The 16,445-nt window shown below is 68.4% G+C and carries 16 protein-coding genes; 6 read left to right on the top strand and 10 right to left on the bottom strand.

Going from position 1 to position 16,445, the window contains the following annotated elements:
- Nucleotides 1–147: 147 nt before the first annotated feature.
- From sctC to V8683_RS11770, 10 genes are all read right to left on the bottom strand, one after another.
- Nucleotides 148–1,989, bottom strand: coding sequence for a type III secretion system outer membrane ring subunit SctC (gene sctC, locus V8683_RS11815; RefSeq protein WP_411191591.1), 1,842 nt, complete (start codon nucleotides 1,987–1,989; stop codon nucleotides 148–150).
- 78 nt (nucleotides 1,990–2,067) lie between these two features.
- Entirely contained in the window at nucleotides 2,068–3,528 is a 1,461-nt protein-coding gene (locus V8683_RS11810; RefSeq protein ID WP_411191592.1) for a helix-turn-helix domain-containing protein, read from the bottom strand.
- A 133-nt stretch (nucleotides 3,529–3,661) separates the two neighbouring features.
- Nucleotides 3,662–4,540 carry a type III secretion system export apparatus subunit SctT gene (gene sctT, locus V8683_RS11805; protein ID WP_411191593.1) on the bottom strand — a complete coding sequence of 293 codons (879 nt, stop codon included), beginning with the start codon at nucleotides 4,538–4,540 and terminating at the stop codon, nucleotides 3,662–3,664.
- Nucleotides 4,537–5,043, bottom strand: coding sequence for a hypothetical protein (locus tag V8683_RS11800; protein ID WP_411191594.1), 507 nt, complete (start codon nucleotides 5,041–5,043; stop codon nucleotides 4,537–4,539). The genes sctT and V8683_RS11800 overlap by 4 nt, the downstream gene beginning before the upstream one ends.
- Nucleotides 5,040–6,404 (bottom strand): FliI/YscN family ATPase, encoded by a 1,365-nt coding sequence (locus V8683_RS11795; RefSeq protein ID WP_411191595.1) that lies wholly within the window; start codon nucleotides 6,402–6,404, stop codon nucleotides 5,040–5,042. The genes V8683_RS11800 and V8683_RS11795 overlap by 4 nt, the downstream gene beginning before the upstream one ends.
- Nucleotides 6,401–7,261: a type III secretion system stator protein SctL gene (sctL, locus tag V8683_RS11790; RefSeq protein ID WP_411191596.1), complete on the bottom strand. Its 861-nt coding sequence runs from the start codon at nucleotides 7,259–7,261 to the stop codon at nucleotides 6,401–6,403. Before sctL ends, V8683_RS11795 begins: the two co-directional genes overlap by 4 nt.
- Complete coding sequence (locus V8683_RS11785) at nucleotides 7,246–7,992, bottom strand: type III secretion protein HrpB4 (RefSeq protein WP_411191597.1); 747 nt, start codon at nucleotides 7,990–7,992, stop codon at nucleotides 7,246–7,248. Before V8683_RS11785 ends, sctL begins: the two co-directional genes overlap by 16 nt.
- Before the next feature lie 46 nt (nucleotides 7,993–8,038).
- On the bottom strand, nucleotides 8,039–8,872 hold the full coding sequence (sctJ, locus tag V8683_RS11780) for a type III secretion system inner membrane ring lipoprotein SctJ (protein WP_411191598.1): 834 nt from the start codon (nucleotides 8,870–8,872) through the stop codon (nucleotides 8,039–8,041).
- A 67-nt stretch (nucleotides 8,873–8,939) separates the two neighbouring features.
- Nucleotides 8,940–9,335, bottom strand: a complete 396-nt coding sequence (locus V8683_RS11775) for a type III secretion protein HrpB2 (protein WP_411191599.1) — start codon at nucleotides 9,333–9,335, stop codon at nucleotides 8,940–8,942.
- A 119-nt stretch (nucleotides 9,336–9,454) separates the two neighbouring features.
- Nucleotides 9,455–10,042, bottom strand: coding sequence for an HrpB1 family type III secretion system apparatus protein (locus V8683_RS11770; protein WP_411191600.1), 588 nt, complete (start codon nucleotides 10,040–10,042; stop codon nucleotides 9,455–9,457).
- A 211-nt stretch (nucleotides 10,043–10,253) separates the two neighbouring features.
- On the opposite strand from V8683_RS11770, the gene sctU reads away from it, so the two are divergent.
- The 6 genes from sctU (at nucleotide 10,254) to sctS (ending at nucleotide 16,424) form a co-directional block, all read left to right on the top strand.
- Nucleotides 10,254–11,357 (top strand): type III secretion system export apparatus subunit SctU, encoded by a 1,104-nt coding sequence (gene sctU, locus V8683_RS11765; protein ID WP_411191601.1) that lies wholly within the window; start codon nucleotides 10,254–10,256, stop codon nucleotides 11,355–11,357.
- The gene (sctV, locus tag V8683_RS11760; protein ID WP_411191602.1) at nucleotides 11,351–13,489 is read left to right on the top strand and encodes a type III secretion system export apparatus subunit SctV; all 2,139 of its coding nucleotides are present in this window, start codon (nucleotides 11,351–11,353) and stop codon (nucleotides 13,487–13,489) included. Before sctU ends, sctV begins: the two co-directional genes overlap by 7 nt.
- An 8-nt stretch (nucleotides 13,490–13,497) precedes the next feature.
- Nucleotides 13,498–14,160, top strand: coding sequence for a type III secretion system protein SctP (gene sctP, locus V8683_RS11755; protein ID WP_411191603.1), 663 nt, complete (start codon nucleotides 13,498–13,500; stop codon nucleotides 14,158–14,160).
- Between the two features lie 78 nt (nucleotides 14,161–14,238).
- A complete protein-coding gene (gene sctQ, locus V8683_RS11750) occupies nucleotides 14,239–15,513 on the top strand; it encodes a type III secretion system cytoplasmic ring protein SctQ (protein ID WP_411191604.1) in 1,275 nt (424 codons plus the stop codon).
- Nucleotides 15,500–16,150 (top strand): type III secretion system export apparatus subunit SctR, encoded by a 651-nt coding sequence (sctR, locus tag V8683_RS11745; RefSeq protein ID WP_411191605.1) that lies wholly within the window; start codon nucleotides 15,500–15,502, stop codon nucleotides 16,148–16,150. Before sctQ ends, sctR begins: the two co-directional genes overlap by 14 nt.
- A gap of 10 nt (nucleotides 16,151–16,160) precedes the next feature.
- Complete coding sequence (sctS, locus tag V8683_RS11740) at nucleotides 16,161–16,424, top strand: type III secretion system export apparatus subunit SctS (RefSeq protein WP_411191606.1); 264 nt, start codon at nucleotides 16,161–16,163, stop codon at nucleotides 16,422–16,424.
- The last annotated feature ends 21 nt before the right edge of the window (nucleotides 16,425–16,445 follow it).

Below are 16,445 nucleotides of genomic sequence, written 5' to 3'. Positions count from 1 at the left end.
TTCTTTGCCGCGGCAAAGAAAGTAGGTGCCGCCCCGCACAGGGGCAACCCTGGCACACCACCACGAAAACAAGGAAAGGCCAACTAACTAAACCCGCAAAAAAAAACCACCGCGCCCAAACACCCGCAGACAAATCTCAAACACCTCTCAGAAATCAACAATCCGAGGCGTCAGCAGAAACACCCGCTCAAGATGCGCCCGAGAGTCATCGTTATTGCGGAACAGCGCGCCGATCAGCGGAATTTTCGACAGGCCGGGAACGCTCGTCACGCCATTGGACTTGCTGTCCGAACTGTAGCCGGCAATCAGCAGGCTGTCGCCTTGAGCGACCAGCGCCTGCGTACTGATATCGCTGGACGTGATGACAGGCAGGTTATCGACGGTCTGTCCGCTCGCGATCTGGCCATCCTCGATATGCACGTTCAGCTTGATGATGGTTTTGCCGTTCTCGTTGATCACCAGCGGCAGCACGCGCAGCGACACGCCGGTCGAAACGCTGTACAGGTCCGCCGCCGTATAACCGGAGACGCTCACGAAGAAGCTCGTCTTGTTGTCCATCACGGCCTCGACGTTATCGAGTGTCGCAACCTTCGGCGTGGCGTCGATCTTCGCCAGCGTGTTCGACTCCGCGGCATTGACGCGCGCGAGCAGATACCGGCTCGCGCTGCCCAGCACCCCCGTCACCGAAGCGCCGAGCGGCGTGGCGCTCACCACGGTGGTGCCGTCCGAGAGCGTCGTCGTGCCGAAGTTCGGGTTGATGTTGCCGTTATAGCTGTTCTGCTGGGCCGTGCCCGAGCCGGTCTGCAGATCGAGGTGGCTGTTGTGCGCGCGCCAGTCGATACCGATCTGCTGCAGGAAGTTGTCGTCGATCTCGATGATGTGCGCTTCGATCTCGATCACCTTGGGCCGTACGTCGAGTGCGTCGACGAGCGACGCGTATTGATCGATCCGCTGCGGCACGTCGCGCACCAGCACCGAGTTGGTGATCGGATCGGCACGAATCACCGGCAGCGAGGAATCGGCGCCGCTACCGCCGCCGCTGCCGCCGCTCGACGCCCCATAGCCGCTACCGCCGCGCGCGCCGGCGCCATTGCCCCCGCCACCGCCCGAGGCACCGAACAGGCTGCCGTACGAAGCGTTGCCGCCCATGCCCGGCGGCAGCGGCGGCATCACGGGTTGCGCGCCGTTGCCCGAATCGGAGTTCGCGAAGCCCCCGCCCGTGGTCTGGCCCGCAACGTCCGGCATCTGCTGCACACGCTGGATGTTCGGCGATCCGGAGGGCGCGCCCGAACCGTTCTCGCCGCCGCCGCCGCCGCTGCCGCTGCCGTTACCGTTGCCCGTTGGATGATAGAGACCCGACAGCACGCTCGCGACACCCTTCACGGTGATCGTGTCGTTGTCGAGCTGCACCTTGTGGTCGTCCGCCCACGCGTGCTGCAGCTTGAAAATGCGCACCACCGAGCCGCTGCTGCGGTCCTCGCTCTCGTCGAGCTTCTGCGCGACCGACTGCACGATCTGCACATAGTCGGGCGGCCCATTGACGAGCACCGTTCCCGCCGCGTCGTCATAGGTCACGGGAAAACGCGGATCGTTGAGCCGCATCGCATTGAGCGCGGAGACCAGTTGCTGCGGTGTCGCATGCGACAGATGCACCACCTGGCGCGTGACATCGTTCGCATTGCTGATGGACAGGATGTTGCCGTCGTAGAACCACACGAAGCCGAACGTCGACGCGAGCGTATCGAGGAAGCGCTGCGGCGACATGTCGAACTCGCCGCTCACGGTGCCCTGCACGTTGCCCGCGATCGCGGCCGTAATCCCCTGGCTCGCGGTGAAATCCCGCAGCACGTCGGTAAGGCTTTTGCCCTGCACCTCGATATGCACGGTCTGGTTGCGCCAGCGCACAGGCGCCGCGTCGGTCCACGAGGGGATGGCGGCGGCGATCAGCGCGCCGATGACGATGTCCCTGATGAGGGTGCCGGGTTTCATGTGGGATTGGATGGCAGAAATCAGCGATGGAAGATGACAACGGCAAGCGGCCACAAGCAGCGACGCACGCGGCCACGGTCATGCGCAGCGTTCGAGCGTTTCCGAAGGCGCCTCGTGGAACTGCTTGCGATAGCCGTGCACGAGCGTCGAGCGGTTCTCGACGCCCCAGCGGCTCGCCGCGCGCAGCACGCTGCCGTCGCCCTGCGCCGCGCCGTTCATCAGTTCCGCCCGGATGCGCTCCATCCGCTCGCGGCGGATCAGTTCGCGCGGCGACAGGCCGAGCAGGCTGCGGAACGCGTTCTGCAGCGCCCGTTCGGTCACGCCGATCTCGGCGGCCACTTCGCGCACCGACAGATCGCGCCGGTTCAGGTTCTCGAGCACGAAGTGATAGGCGCGCCGGTACTTGCCCGTGAGCCGCGCGCCCACGTCGTCCAGTTGCGACGACACCCGCGCCACGCGCTCGACCAGCGGCCGATGCAGATGCGAGTTGTCGCGCAGGCACTGCATCGCGACGAGCGTGTAACGGCTGTATAGCTGCCAGGCTTCCTGCGCGCGCCCCTGGTGCTGGCGGGTCTTCGAGAGGCAGTACAGGTATTCGATCTGCCGTTGCCCCGTGAACGGCTGCGGCGCGCACTGGTTGACGAGCGGATCGAGCACGGTTTCGGCGAACTGCGGCGCGGCGCCCGCGAGCGCGGCGAGCGCTGCTTCGAGCCGCGCGGTGCGCAGATAGTCGGGGAGCTTCTCGTCGCGCGCCCAGTTCAGATGTTCGAGCAGCCCGCCGAACGCGGAGCGGTCGCCGCTCGCGGCGGCGCGCTGCGTCTTCAGCGCATCGATGCGCAAGCGCAGGAGCGGCGACTTCACGCGCGATACGGCGTCGAGCAGTTGGTCGCAGTCGAGATACGGCACGCCGTCGCCAAGGCTCGACTGCCAGAACACGTGGTCCTGCAACGCGCTCGCCGAGCGGATTTCCGCCTGCACCGCGAGATCGAATGCGAGCGTGTCGTACAGTTCGCGCCAGAGCTCGCGCGAGGCGGAGCCGAGCGTGTCCAGATGCTCGCGCAGATCGGCAAGCGCCCCGGCAGCCTGCGCGGTCTTGCCGAGTTCCTGCAGCACGCACACCATTGCGAAGCGCGCTTCCGCGCCGCGCTCGGGCGCAACCTCGGCCTCTTCGGCAAGCCGCGAGAAACAGGCGAGCGCCGAACCCAGGCGATTGCGGAACAGCGCCTGCCACCCCGCGTTGCGGCACGACGCGATGCGCAGCGCCATCGACGTACGGATCATCTTCTGCGCGCGCCGGTAGGCATCTTCCGCGCGCACCTCGACGCGCGACATCAACTGTAGATCCGCATGCCGCTGCACGATATACGCCGCGTCCTCGCTCGTTCCCGGATCCTGTCCCCAGCGGCTCGCAAGCGTACCGGCAAGCACCAGCTCGCCATCGATCACGGCTTTCCGGAAACGCTCGGCGACGTCGCGACCGGCATCCGGCCCGGGCGTGGCGATCGCGGAAATCAGCGGGAAATAAAGTGTCGAGAACACGGCTGTACTCCTCGTGAGGCGTTGCACACGGCGCGCATCGCGTTTGGATGACAGCCAATTTATCAGGCGAAATCCGGCATATTCTCAATAAACCTGAGATTCACGCTTCTTTTGAGAAACCGTTGAGCATCGGCTAGCGGGCGCCCGATGCGGTGGTAGAGGACGCGCTTCGGCCGGATCCGTCCTCGTTGCCGCCGGCATGCGCCGCGTCGGGCGACGCAAGCTCCCGCATGCGCGCGGAGAGATCGCGCAGCGTGATCTGCCCGGTCACCTGATCGACGAAGAGGCCGACGAACAGCGCGAGCATCAGCGCGGCCAGCGCGCCCTTCACAGGCTGGCTGAGCGTCATCAGGTCGAGCTTCGACGCGGACCGCGCGGCAAAGCCGAACGAGAAGTCGACCAGCAACAGCAGCAGCACCATCGGCGCCGCGAGCTTCGCGATCGACTGCATCAGCGAATCGGTCTGCTGGATCACGAATGCCTCGATCACGTTCGCCATGTTCGGCCCGTGCGCCGACAACGGCCACCAGTGATACGACTCGTACACCGCGCCGAGCAGGAACGTCATGCCGCCCAGCGCCCAGAACGCGGTGATCGCGACCTGGCCGAGCAGCGTGCTGATGAACGTCGTGGTTTCCGGGCGCGTCGGATTGGTGAGCTGCACGTTGTTGTAGCCGGTCAGATCGTCGACGTAGGTGCCCGCGCCCTCCGCGACCCAGAACACGACCGACGCCGAGAAGCCGATCACGAGACCGATCAGCGCCTCGCGCAGGCCGATCTCCATCAGGATCGCGCCGTGCAGCGACTGGACGAACTCCACCGGCTGCCCATACGCCACGTAGCCGCTGAACATGATCACGAGCGCATTGCGCACCACGCCCTGCATCACCATGTCGCTCGTGGGCGGAAACACGAACATCGTGACGAACAGGCGCAGCGAGCACAGCCCGGTCGCCGTCAGATAGCCGGAGATCAGCCCCGAAAGCTGCGGCAGCACCTCGAGCGAATTCATGCGGCGCGGCTCCGTTCGCGCAGCAGGCGCGCGGTCGCGTTCTCCTGCGCTTCGTCGTCGGCGGCGTCGCTCTCCCGATTGTCGAGCTCGCGTTCGATCGACCGCGCGCGTTCCTTGATGAAATCCATGCGGGCTTCGTTGGCCGCGATGCTGCGGCGGGTCTGCAGCATCGCCGCCTCGCGCTCCGCGAGCAGCGCCTGCTGCCGCTCCCGTTCGGCGGCGCACGTGCGCTGCCGCTCCGCCACCACTTCCATGTATCGGCGCACCTCGTTGAACACGTCGAGCGCGAAGGGCTCCGCGCCGCACGCCATCGCATCGAGCCGCATCGCGCAGGCCCGCAGCGCTTCGTTCGCTTCGTCGAGGCGCGCCGCGCAGAGGCGGCACTGTTCGGCCTGCGCGTCGTACTCGCGCCGCCGCACGTCGAGCTCGCGCCGCAGCGCGTCGCCTAGCCGCTCGCAGCGCCGGATCGATACGCGCAGCGCCGCCATGCGCCGGTCCTTCATCCGCGCGCCCCTGCCAGCGCGAACAGCCCGGCCTGCGTGTCGTCGAGCGTCGCGAAGTCGTCGGTGCCCTGCGAGAGGAACGCATCGATCGCGTCGCGCTTCGCAATCGCCTCGTCGGCAACCGGATTGTTGCCCTGCTGATACTCGCCGATCTGCAGCAGCATTTCGACGTCGCGATAGCTGGCCATCAACTGGCGCACGCGCGCCGCGGCCTCCAGAGACGCCCGCGGCATCACGCGCGGCATCACGCGCGACAGGCTGTTCAGCACGTCGACAGCCGGATAGCGGTTTTTCGCGGCGATCTCGCGCGACAGGATCATGTGGCCGTCCAGAATGCTGCGCACTTCCTCCGCGATCGGGTCGGTGCCGCTCTCGTCCTCCACAAGCACCGTGTAGAGCGCGGTGATCGAGCCGCCCGGATGCGTCGCGGCGCCCATGCCGGCACGCTCCAGCAGACGCGGCAGCTCGGCGAAGATCGACGGCGGAAAACCGCGCCGCGCGGGCGGCTCGCCGGCCGCCAGACCGATCTCGCGCGCCGCGCGGGCAAAGCGCGTCAGCGAATCCATCATCAGCAGCACCCGTTGGCCGCGATCGCGAAAGTGCTCCGCCACCGCCGTCGCGACATAGGCCGCCTTCATCCGCTCCATCGACGAGCGGTCCGAGGTCGCGCAGATCACCACCGCGCGCGCGAGACCCGCGGCGCCGAGAATCTCCTCGATGAACTCGCGCACTTCGCGGCCGCGTTCGCCGATCAGCGCGATCACGCTGACGTCGCATTGCGCGCCGCGCGCGAACATGCCGAGCAGCGTGCTCTTGCCGACGCCGGCCGGCGCGAAGATGCCCATGCGCTGGCCTTCGGCGAGCGTCATCAGCGCGTCGACCGCGCGCACGCCGGTGATCAGCGGCGCCGAGATCGGACGGCGCTGCATGGCCTGCGGAGGCGGTGCGAACACCGGCTGCGTCGCGCGGGTCTCGATCGGCGGGCCGCCGTCCATCGGCTGGCCGAGGCCGTCGATCACGCGCCCGAGCAGCGCGTCGCCAACCCCGATCTCGAGCGCCCGGCCGAGCCCGAACACCTGCGTCGACCGCGACACGCCCGCAAGCTGCGAGAACGGCGACAGCAACGCGAGATCACGCGTGAAGCCGACCACTTCCGCAAGCTGAATGCCGGACGTCGCCGGATTGCGCAGTTCGCACAGGTCGCCGAGCGACACGTCGAGCCCCGCGACCTTGATCAGCGTGCCGACCACTTCGACCACCTTGCCGCTGCGCACGACGTTCGATGCCGCAAGCAGTTCGCGTTCGATCTCGTCGGCGAAGAAACCGAAATCGGCGTTGGACGGAAGCCACGGCTGGTTCATGTATCGGCCTTCGAGGCGGCCTCGTGCGCGGACCCGGCGTCGCGCCCGGGATCGGGATCGGGCCTCTCGTCGGGCGTTGCCGCCGCCGTTGCCGCCGCCGTTGCCGATATCGCCGTACGCTCCGACGCCTGCGCCGCTCGTTTGAGCGCACGCGCCACCGCGTCCCGCATCGCGCGCAACTGGGTTTCGAGACTTGCGTCGATTGCGCCGACGTCCGATTCGGCCACGCAACTGCCGGGTTCGACGCGCCGGTCCGCCACCACCGAGATCGGGAACGCCTGGCCCAGCTCGCGCCAGCGCACCGCCAACCGGTCGAACGCGGCCTGCGCGTGCGCGTGGTCGTTCGGATGCACGGTGACGCTCAGATACGCGGCGCCGTCGGCGATCCGGTCGACTTCGGCCAGCGCGCGCTCGAACAGCAGATCGCGCTGCTGCACCGCGACGATCTTCTCGACCGCGACCTGCACGACCGACGCGAGACGCTCGCGCATCCGCGCATGCATCAGCGCGCGGGCGTCGCCCGCCTGCGCGACCCGCGCGATCCAGTCGGCGAGCGCCGTCTGCTCGCCGTGGCGATACCCTTCGGCGGCGGCCTGTTCGCGCTCGCGCCTGGCCGCTTCGACGAGCTCGGCCGCGCGGGCCTCGCCCGCCGCGATCACGCGCGCCGCTTCGTCGCGTGCCGCCGCGAGAACCGCGTCGCGATCGTCGGCGAGCTGCCGGTAGCCTTCGTCGAGCGAGACCAGCGCGCCGAACTCGGCCGCGCTCAGGATGTCGTTGCCGGCGCCCACGCGTCCGCTGCCCGGCTCTCCGGCCGTGCCGTCCTCCTCGCGACGCGCGTTTCTCAGCCAGATAGCCATGCCCACTCCGGTAGCAAGCGCGGAAGACGCGCGAACAGGCGGCCCGTCCCCAGCGAATCGATCCCGGACGGCAGGTTCGCGAGCCATGCGGGCGTGTGCAGTTCGCGCGGCAGCGCGCAGCGCAGCAGCGGGCACAGCGCCGCAGGCGTCGCCCCGCAATCGCGCTGGATCAGCAGCAGACCCTCGATCGCCAGCGCGTCGGCGTCGAGCGACGCGAGCACCGGCATGCGGATCTGCGTGTGCAGCGTCGCGACATTGGGAGCGTCCGCCAGATGGGCGTCGAGACAGAGCAGATCGACCGCGACGCCGGCCCAGCTCGATAGCAGCGCACGCGTACGCTTGTCGATCAGGCGGCGCACCTCGCCGCGCCGGAACGACAGCGCACGCATCCGCAGGATCTGCAGCCCGAGCGCCGCCGGGCACGCGTCGAGCAGCATCACGTTCGGCACCGCGCCGTCCCGCCGCGCGAGCAGCAGCGGCTGCGACAGCGGCTCCAGCGCAGGCGCATCCACGCCGGCGCTGGCGCATAGCGCGAACGACGCGCGCTCGCGCGCGGACGGCGACGACCGCCCGAGCGCGCGGGTCCAGCGGTCGAACTGCGCCGCGTCGATATCGAGGAGCGCCATCTGCCACGACGGATGCATCCAGCGGGCGGCGTCGGCCATGTTCGCGCGGCAGCTACGCAGCGCGGACGCCGCCCGCGCGAACGGCTGCCCGAACGACGCGCTCATGCGGGCCGCCGCGTGCGCCGCTGCCCGTCGGAGCCGGAGCGCGGCCTCATGCGCTCGGGCCGACGCGCGAGCGCCTCGTGAGCCGCCGGAACGGCTCGATCGCCCAGTCGACGATACCAGCCGCCGCGCCGCCCTCGCCGTCGGTCGCACCCAGCTTCGCCGCGCCGCGTCTTGCCAGCACCAGCAGCGCGACCGCGGCCAGCAGGCAGATGCCGCCGATCGCCGCGATCAGCCACGGCCAGGTTCCGCCGGATGAGCGCTGCAGGCTCGACACCGCGACCGGGTCGGCCGCCACCGCCGTCACGCTGACCTCGTCGTAGGTCAGCCCTTCTACGCTGTGCATCACGAGCGTCTTGATCTGCGGCACGAGCGCGGCGATGTCCGCGTCGGGCCGGTACTTGATGAACACCGCCGCCGAGGAAGGCTTCACGGTCTGCGCGAGCGGATCGTTGTTCGGCAGCACGATCTGCACGCGCGCCACCAGCACGCCGTCGATCTTCGCGAGCGTCGCGCCGAGCTCCTGCGACATGCCGTAGATGAAGCGCACCCGTTCCTCGGTCGGCGTCGACACGAGACCATCCTTCCTGAACAGGTCGCCGAGGTTGTCGTAACTGCTGTGCGGCAGGCCCGCTTCGCGCAGCACCTGCATCGCCTGCACCATCTGGCCGTCGTCGACGTCGAGCGCCCAGGTCTTGCCGTCGTCCGGCGTGTCCTTCGCCGCGTCCACGCCGTGCTCGAGCAGCGCGACCACCATTTCGTTCGCATCCTGCTCGGAGAGCTTGCCGTACAGCTCCTTCTTGCAGCCGCCGAGCAGCACGCACAACGCGGTCACGCCGAGCAGCCATGCGCCACGCCGGCGCAACGCGCATCGATCCACCATCACCTATCCCGTCCGAACAGAACAGCACTGCCTGGCAGCGCGCCGCCTGCGCGGCACGCCGCAGAGGCTACTGGTTTCTCATCAGCGTCTCGATCGATGTCTTCGACGATTCGACGACGCCCATCTTCGCCTGCAGATTGATCTGCGCGGTCGACATCTCCATGATCAACTGGGTGCCGGCCGCCGACATCTCCTGCAGCGACATCTCCGGCGCCGCTTTCTCGTACGCGTCGACGTCGCTCGACACGCGGTCGAGCTGCGCGTCTTGTTCCTTCAGCAGTTGCGACGCGGTCTCGGCGCCGTGCGATTGCGCGGGCGCGGCGGGCGGTTCGAGCTGCGCGTTCTGCATCAACGACTGAAACTTGTCCGCCAGTTCGGTCGGCGTCTGCGCGGCCTCACCGCCGCCGGTCGCGAGTTTTTCGAGCGCCGCCTGCATCTGCGCGGCATCGACACTGATAGCCATGTACGCCTCCTGTTTCGAAAGTGCCGCCGGCACGCGCTCCCTGCGTGGCCGGCGCGCAGCGGATTCCCGATGCATGCGGGACCGGCCCGCGAAGCTCGCGCCAACGCCGCGCGAACGGTTTACGCCCGCAGAAAGCCCATATAGTGCGCATCGGCCGAAACCGGCTCGCGCGGCGCAGGATGGCCGGCGTCGGCGTCCCGCGCCGCCGGCGGCGCGGACTGGTCCTCGAGCAGCGACGTGACGGACGCGGGCATCACGAACTCCCCGCCGAGCCGGCTCGCGCGCCGCGCATCCATCAGGTCGTGGCGTGCGATCAGCACGCGCACGAGCTTCTGCGCGTCGCCGGACTCGTGGTCGTCGATCACCTCGCCCGCGCACTGGCGCCACTCGGGATCGCCCTTCGCCGCGAGGCTGAACGCGAGCAGGGCCCGCGCGTACGCGAAGTGCGGCGCGCTTTCGGTCACCTGCCGCAGGACGTGGATCGCATCGTCGTAGGCGCCCTTCACGATGAACAGAATGCCGTCCAGCGCGTCCAGCTCGGGCGCGTCCGGCCGCAGCACGTGCAGCGCGTCGAGCATCAGCGCGACGTCGTCGCAGTCGACGGTGGGCTTGGGAAACTGGTCCATCAACGCAACGGAAACGGTCTCGATCAATCCGCCGACCACGTCGGCGCTACAGCTCAGATATTCCGGCTTGCTCGTATACACGGCGGCAGACTCCTGCGCGAATGGTATCGACCACGGCAAATTAGCATCGCGGTCCGCCCGCCAGAAGCACCAATGCGAAGCGAACGCAGCGCAGCCGAAGCGGCCCGGGCGCTTCGCAACGCGCATCCGCGCTTCGCCTCGCGGCTCGCCGCCGCGCGGCCCGGCTGCTACTTTCGTGCGTAGCCCAGCCTGGGCAGAGACGAGACGATCGATGAGCCAGTCCGACGACAAGACCGAAAAGCCCACCCCCAAGAAGCTCAAGGACGCTCGCAAGGACGGCCAGGTCGCGCACAGCGCCGATCTGACCTCGGCGGTCGCAATGGCTGCCGTCCTGCTGCTGCTCGCGGCGGGCGCGAGCCATCTGGAGGGCGTGCTCAAGGAGGTCATCGCGATCCCAATGCAGTTCGTCAACGGCGATCATTCGGATACCAATATCCACGCGCAGGTGATGAAGCTGGGCGGCGTGGCCCTGTCCGCGATACTGCCGTGCGTCTGCGCGGCCGCACTGGCGGCGCTCGTCGCGCAGGCGGCGCAGGTCGGCGTCAAGATCGCGATGAAGCCGGTCTCGCCGAACCTGATGGCGGTTCATCCGATGACCGGCATCAAGCGGATCTTCTCGCTGCGCACCGTCGTCGAGATCGCGAAGATGCTCGTGAAGGTCACGCTGGTGGCGATCGTGATGTTCGTGACCGTCAAGGCGTTGTTCCCGCTGATCGTCGGCTCGCTGTACCAGCCGCTCGCCGGCCTCACGCAGATGATGTGGGACGTGCTGCTGCGCCTGATCGCGGTCGCCACTGCGATCTTCGTGCTGACGGGCGCCGCCGACGTGAAGCTGCAGTCCGCGATGTTCGTCAAGAAGCTGATGATGACCAAGGACGAAGTGAAGCGCGAGCACAAGCAGCGCGAAGGCGATCCGCGCATCAAGCGCGAACGCAAGCGCCTCGCGCGCGAATACGTGAGCGGGCCGGCGCCGACGCGGGTCGGGCTCGCCAACGTGATGCTCGTGAATCCTATGCATTACGCGGTCGCGATCCGCTACGCGCCCGACGAGCATCCGCTGCCGCGGGTGATCGCAAAGGGCATGGACGAACAGGCGGCCGCGCTGCGCGGCGAAGCGCGCGACGCGGGCGTGCCGATCATCGGCAATCCGCCCGTGGCCCGCGCGCTGTACCGGGTCGGGCTCGAACAGCCGATTCCCGAGGAACTGTTCGAGACGGTCGCCGCGATCCTGCGCTGGGTCAACGCGATCGGCGCGAAGCGCGACGGCGCGATGCCCTCCTCCCGCACCAGCAACACGACGGACACGCCATGCTGAAAGCCCTGAAACTGCCCGCCGGTGGCGAAATCGGCATTGCCGCGATGATCGTGGCGATCATCTCGCTGATGATCCTGCCGCTGCCGCCGCTCATCATCGACATCCTGCTCGCGGTCAACATCTCGATCAGCGTGACGCTGCTGATGATCACGCTGTACGTGCCGACGGTGCTGTCGCTGTCGTCGTTCCCCGCGCTGCTGCTGTTCACCACGCTGTACCGGCTGTCGCTGAACATTGCGTCCACCAAGTCGATCCTGCTGCACGCGGAAGCCGGCCACATCATCGACAGCTTCGGCGAGCTCGTGGTGGGCGGCAACCTCGTCGTCGGGCTGGTGGTGTTCGCGATCATCACGACCGTGCAGTTCATCGTGATCGCGAAGGGCTCGGAGCGCGTGGCCGAAGTGGGTGCGCGCTTCACGCTCGACGCGATGCCCGGCAAGCAGATGAGCATCGACGCCGATCTGCGCGCGAACCTGCTGACCGGCGAGCAGGCGCGCATGAAGCGCGCGACGCTCGCGATCGAGAGTCAGCTGAACGGCGGCATGGACGGCGCGATGAAGTTCGTGAAAGGCGACGCGATCGCGGGCCTCATCATCACGATGATCAACATCGTGGCCGGCATTGCGGTCGGCGTCGCGTATCACGGCATGAGCGCGTCGGAGGCGGCGAGCCGCTTCGCAGTGCTATCGGTTGGCGATGCGATGGTGTCGCAGATTCCGTCGCTGCTGCTGTCGGTCGCGGCGGGCGTCATGATCACGCGCGTCACCGACGAACGCCGCAAGGCGATCTCGCTGGGCGACGAAATCGGCCGCCAGCTCAGTTCCAGCACCCGCGCGCTGTACGTCGCCGCGGTGCTGCTGCTCGCGTTCGCGGCCGTGCCCGGTTTTCCCGCGCCGCTGTTCCTGCTGATCTCGGCGCTGCTCGCGTTCACCGCGTACCGGCTCAACCGCAAGTCGCCGCAGGAACCCGGCGCCGACGGCGAACCGCTGAAGGCGATGCAGCGCTCGGGTTCGAAGGCCGACGTGCCGCCGATCCTCTCGCGTGCGCCGCAGTTCACCTGTGCGCTCGGCGTGCGCGTCGCGCCGGATCTCGTCGCGCGGCTCGCGATGCCGTCGCTCGACCGGTCGTTCGATGCGGAGCGCACGCAGTTGCAGGAGGAGCTCGGGCTGCCCTTCCCCGGCATCGTGATGTGGACGCACGAGTCGCTGCCCGCGCACACCTGCGAGATCCTGATTCACGACGTGCCGCAGCGGCGCATCGAGCTGCCGCCCGGCAAGGTGCTGGTGCCCGCCGCCGCGCCCGCGGCGCCGGCGCTGCCCGGCAACGGCGAGACGGCCGCGATTGACGCGGCAAACCCGGCGGCAAACCCGGCAGCGGACACGTCCGCGCACGACGCGCTGCTCGCGGGCAGCGAGACGCGCGAGCCGATCGAAGCCGACGGCGGCGCGACGCACTGGATCGACGAGCGGCAGGCGCCCTCGAAGGCCGCGGTCTGGCATGCGGAGCAGATCATCGCGCGTGCGTCGGTGAGCATCCTGCGCCGGCATGCGCCGCTCTTTCTCGGCATTCAGGAAGTGCAATGGATTCTCGACCAGCTCGCGGCCGACTATCCCGGACTCGTCGCCGAAGTGCAGAAAGGACTGCCGCTGCAGCGCATCGCCGACGTACTGCGGCGGCTGCTGGAGGAAAACGTGTCGATCCGCAACGTGCGCACCATCATGGAAAGCCTGATGGTATGGGGTCCGAAGGAAAAGGACACGCTGATGCTGACCGAATACGTGCGCGGCGACCTGTCGCGCTTCCTCGCGCACCGGGCCACGCAGGGAAGCGGCACGCTGTCCGCGGTGCTGTTCGATCTGCAGGTCGAGCAGCACATCCGGCAGTCGATCAAGCAGACGCCCACCGGCAACTTCCTCGCGCTGCCGCCCGAGGAAGTCGCCGCGCTGACCGAGCGCATCGAAGCGTTCGTCGGCCCGACGCCGCGCAGCGGAGTCGCGCTGGTCACGTCGATGGACATCCGCCGCTACGTGCGCCGCATGATCGAGGCGCGCATCGGCTGGCTTGGCGTCTACTCGTACCAGGAGCTGGGCGAGCACGTCGAGCTGATGCCGCTCGGCCGCGTCGGCTTCTGACGCGCGTCATGACGTCGATCTCTTCGCGCCGCGTGCGCGACGCCAGCGGCAGCGAGCTGGACGACGGCTGGGCCGGCGCGAACAGCACGCCGGGCGGCTTCGACTACGCGAAGCTGCTGCGCACCCGCGGCGCGCCGCATCGCCCGGTTGCCCGCATCACGCAAGCGCCGCCGCGCGCGGCCCCGCAAACACCGCAGCCGATGCCGGACCGCCAGCAGGACGAAGCCCGCGCCGCCGACGACATCGCAAGCCGCGAGGCCCCGCTCGCCCAGGCCGAATCCGTGCCGCCTCGCGATACGGCGGCGGCCAGCGCACTCGGTTCGCGCGTCGCGCATGCGGCAATGCCCGTGGTGTCGTCGGTGTTCGCGCGGCAGCAGCGCGTGCTCGATCTCGTCGGCACGCTGTCGCGCGAAATCGCCGCGTTCTGCAGCGACGCGGCGATCGCGAACGGCGGCAACTGGGACGTGCAGATGCCGCTCGACGAGCAGCGTTTCCCGCATACCACGCTGTATCTGACGCTTTCGCGTTTCGTCATGCAGCTTCGGTTCGACGCTCCAGACCCCGAGATAAAGCAGCTACTCTTGGACCATAGCTCGATGCTGGAACGAGAGCTCGATGCAACACTTCGCGCGTGGGGTGAGTCCCGCGACATTCAATTGACGGTCTGGTGACGGGCTGACCCGATGGTCGCTTCCCTTCCTGAACTCCGCGACGAACCGGTGGCAACCCAGCCGGCATCGAGCCAAACCATGCGACTGGTTGCGGCGGACGGCAACGCGAACGGCACGGCGGCGGTCGCGCGGCCGGTGCTGCCGGCTGTCGATCTGGATACGCTGCGGCTCACGCAGACCGTCTGCGACGTGCGCTTCGCGCGCTGCGCGGCGCAGGCCGGCGTCGAACTCGCGAGCGTGGCCGTGCGCGATACCGCCGCCCGCGTGACCGCCAGCGCGCCGGCGGCGGCGGACCCCGCGGTGCTCACGGTAACGTTCCGCACGCCGGATGCGCCGGCCGAAACGGCCCGCGCGGCGATCGAGATCGACCTCGACCAGTACCCGCTGCTGCGCATCGCGCTCGGCCCCGCCGACGCCGGTCGCGCCGCCTCCGCGCCGCCAGTCCGGCAACCGGCGCTGACGCTCGCCGTCGCGGCACTGCTGGTCGAGCCGCTGTTCGTCCAGCTCGGCAAGCTGCGGTTCGAGGACCTGCACCTCGCCGCCATCGCGCGCGGACGGCTCGCGCAACAGCACCGCGGACCCTTCGTGCATCTCGCGTTCTCGCTGCCGGGTACGGAGCCGGCCGAAGGCGCGCCGCGGGTGCGCTATGAGCACCTCGTGTCGTTGCCGGAAAGCGCGGTCCGGTGTGTCGATGCGCTCGTCAGGCAGGCCGCGGTCGAGCCGCGCTTCGGCACGCTGCCGGTGCCGGGCCGCATCGTGCTCGGAGTGAAGCCGCTGTCGATCGACACGCTCGCGCGGCTGCAACCCGGCGACGTGCTGCTGCGCGCGCTGTTCCCCGCTTTCGACGCGCGGCGGCTCGCGACGCACGCCGCGGACCGCGACGCAAACCGCGACGCAGCCGGTTCGCCGTCGGGCCATGCCGCGCCGCGCGCGGTCGCGGCATGGGGCACGCCCGGTCTGGTGCGACTGTGCGCGACCGTGGAATTCGACGGGACCTCGCCCGTCATCATCAAGGAGCCCTACATGTCAGACCATCTGGACTCGGCCCTGGCCGACGCCGGAATGTCCATCGCCCGGGACGACGACCTGATCCGCGTCGGCGAGCTGGAGCTGCCCGTCCAGTTCGAGATCGACACGCTTGCCATGCCGCTCTCGCAGCTGTCCGCGCTCGGCCCGGGCTACGTGATCGAATTCCCGGTGCCGTTCAGCGACGCGCTGCTGCGTCTCGTCGCGCACGGCAACACGATCGGCTATGGCGAGCTCGTCACGGTAGGCGAACATCTCGGCGTGCGCATCGTCCGCATGGCTCACAACAGCGGAGCGGCGCCAGGGATGGACGATGGTTCAGTTTAGCGACATCACCGGGCTGCTGCTCGCGATCGTCGCCATCAGCCTCGTGCCGTTCGTCGCGATGGTCGTGACGTCGTACGCGAAGATCGTCGTGGTGCTCGGCCTGCTGCGCAACGCGCTCGGCGTGCAGCAGGTGCCGCCGAACATGGTCCTCAACGGCATCGCGATTCTCGTGTCGGTCTACGTGATGGCGCCGGTCGGCCTCGCCGCGTCGAAGGCGCTGGAGAATCAGCCGATCGCGCCGCAGTCGTCGCAGGCAATGCTGCAACTGTTCGACGCGGTGCGCGAACCGTTCCGCTCGTTCCTGGAAAAACACGCGCAGGAACGCGAGAAGCGCTTCTTCCTGCGCTCGGCGAACATGGTCTGGCCGAAGGAACAGGCGCAGATGCTGAAGGAAGACGATCTGATCGTGCTCGCGCCGGCGTTCACGCTGACCGAGCTCACCGAGGCGTTCAAGATCGGCTTCATGCTTTACGTCGCGTTCATCGTGGTCGACCTGATCATCGCCAACGTGCTGCTGGCGATGGGGCTGAACCAGATCACGCCGACCAACGTCGCGATCCCGTTCAAGCTGCTGCTGTTCGTGGTGATGGACGGCTGGTCCACGCTGATCCACGGGCTCGTGATGACTTACCGCTGAAGGCCGCCCCATGCCGTTGGACACGCTTATCCAGTTCACCTCGCAGGGCATGCTGCTGTGCCTGACCGTGTCGCTGCCGGTCGTGATCGTCGCCGCGCTGGTGGGGCTCGGCGTGTCGTTCCTGCAGGCGATCACGTCGATGCAGGACCAGTCCATCTCGCATGCGGTCAAGCTGATTGCCGTCACGGTCACGATCGTGATCGTCGCGCCGCTGTCGTGCGCCGCCGTGCTGCACTTCGCGAACGGGATGATGCGCGCGGTGCTGCCGCAATAGCGCGGCAGCCGCTGCCGCGAA

The sequence above is a fragment of the Paraburkholderia sp. AV2 genome, from assembly GCF_054968425.1.
This window is presented reverse-complemented; position numbering and strand designations above follow the sequence as displayed.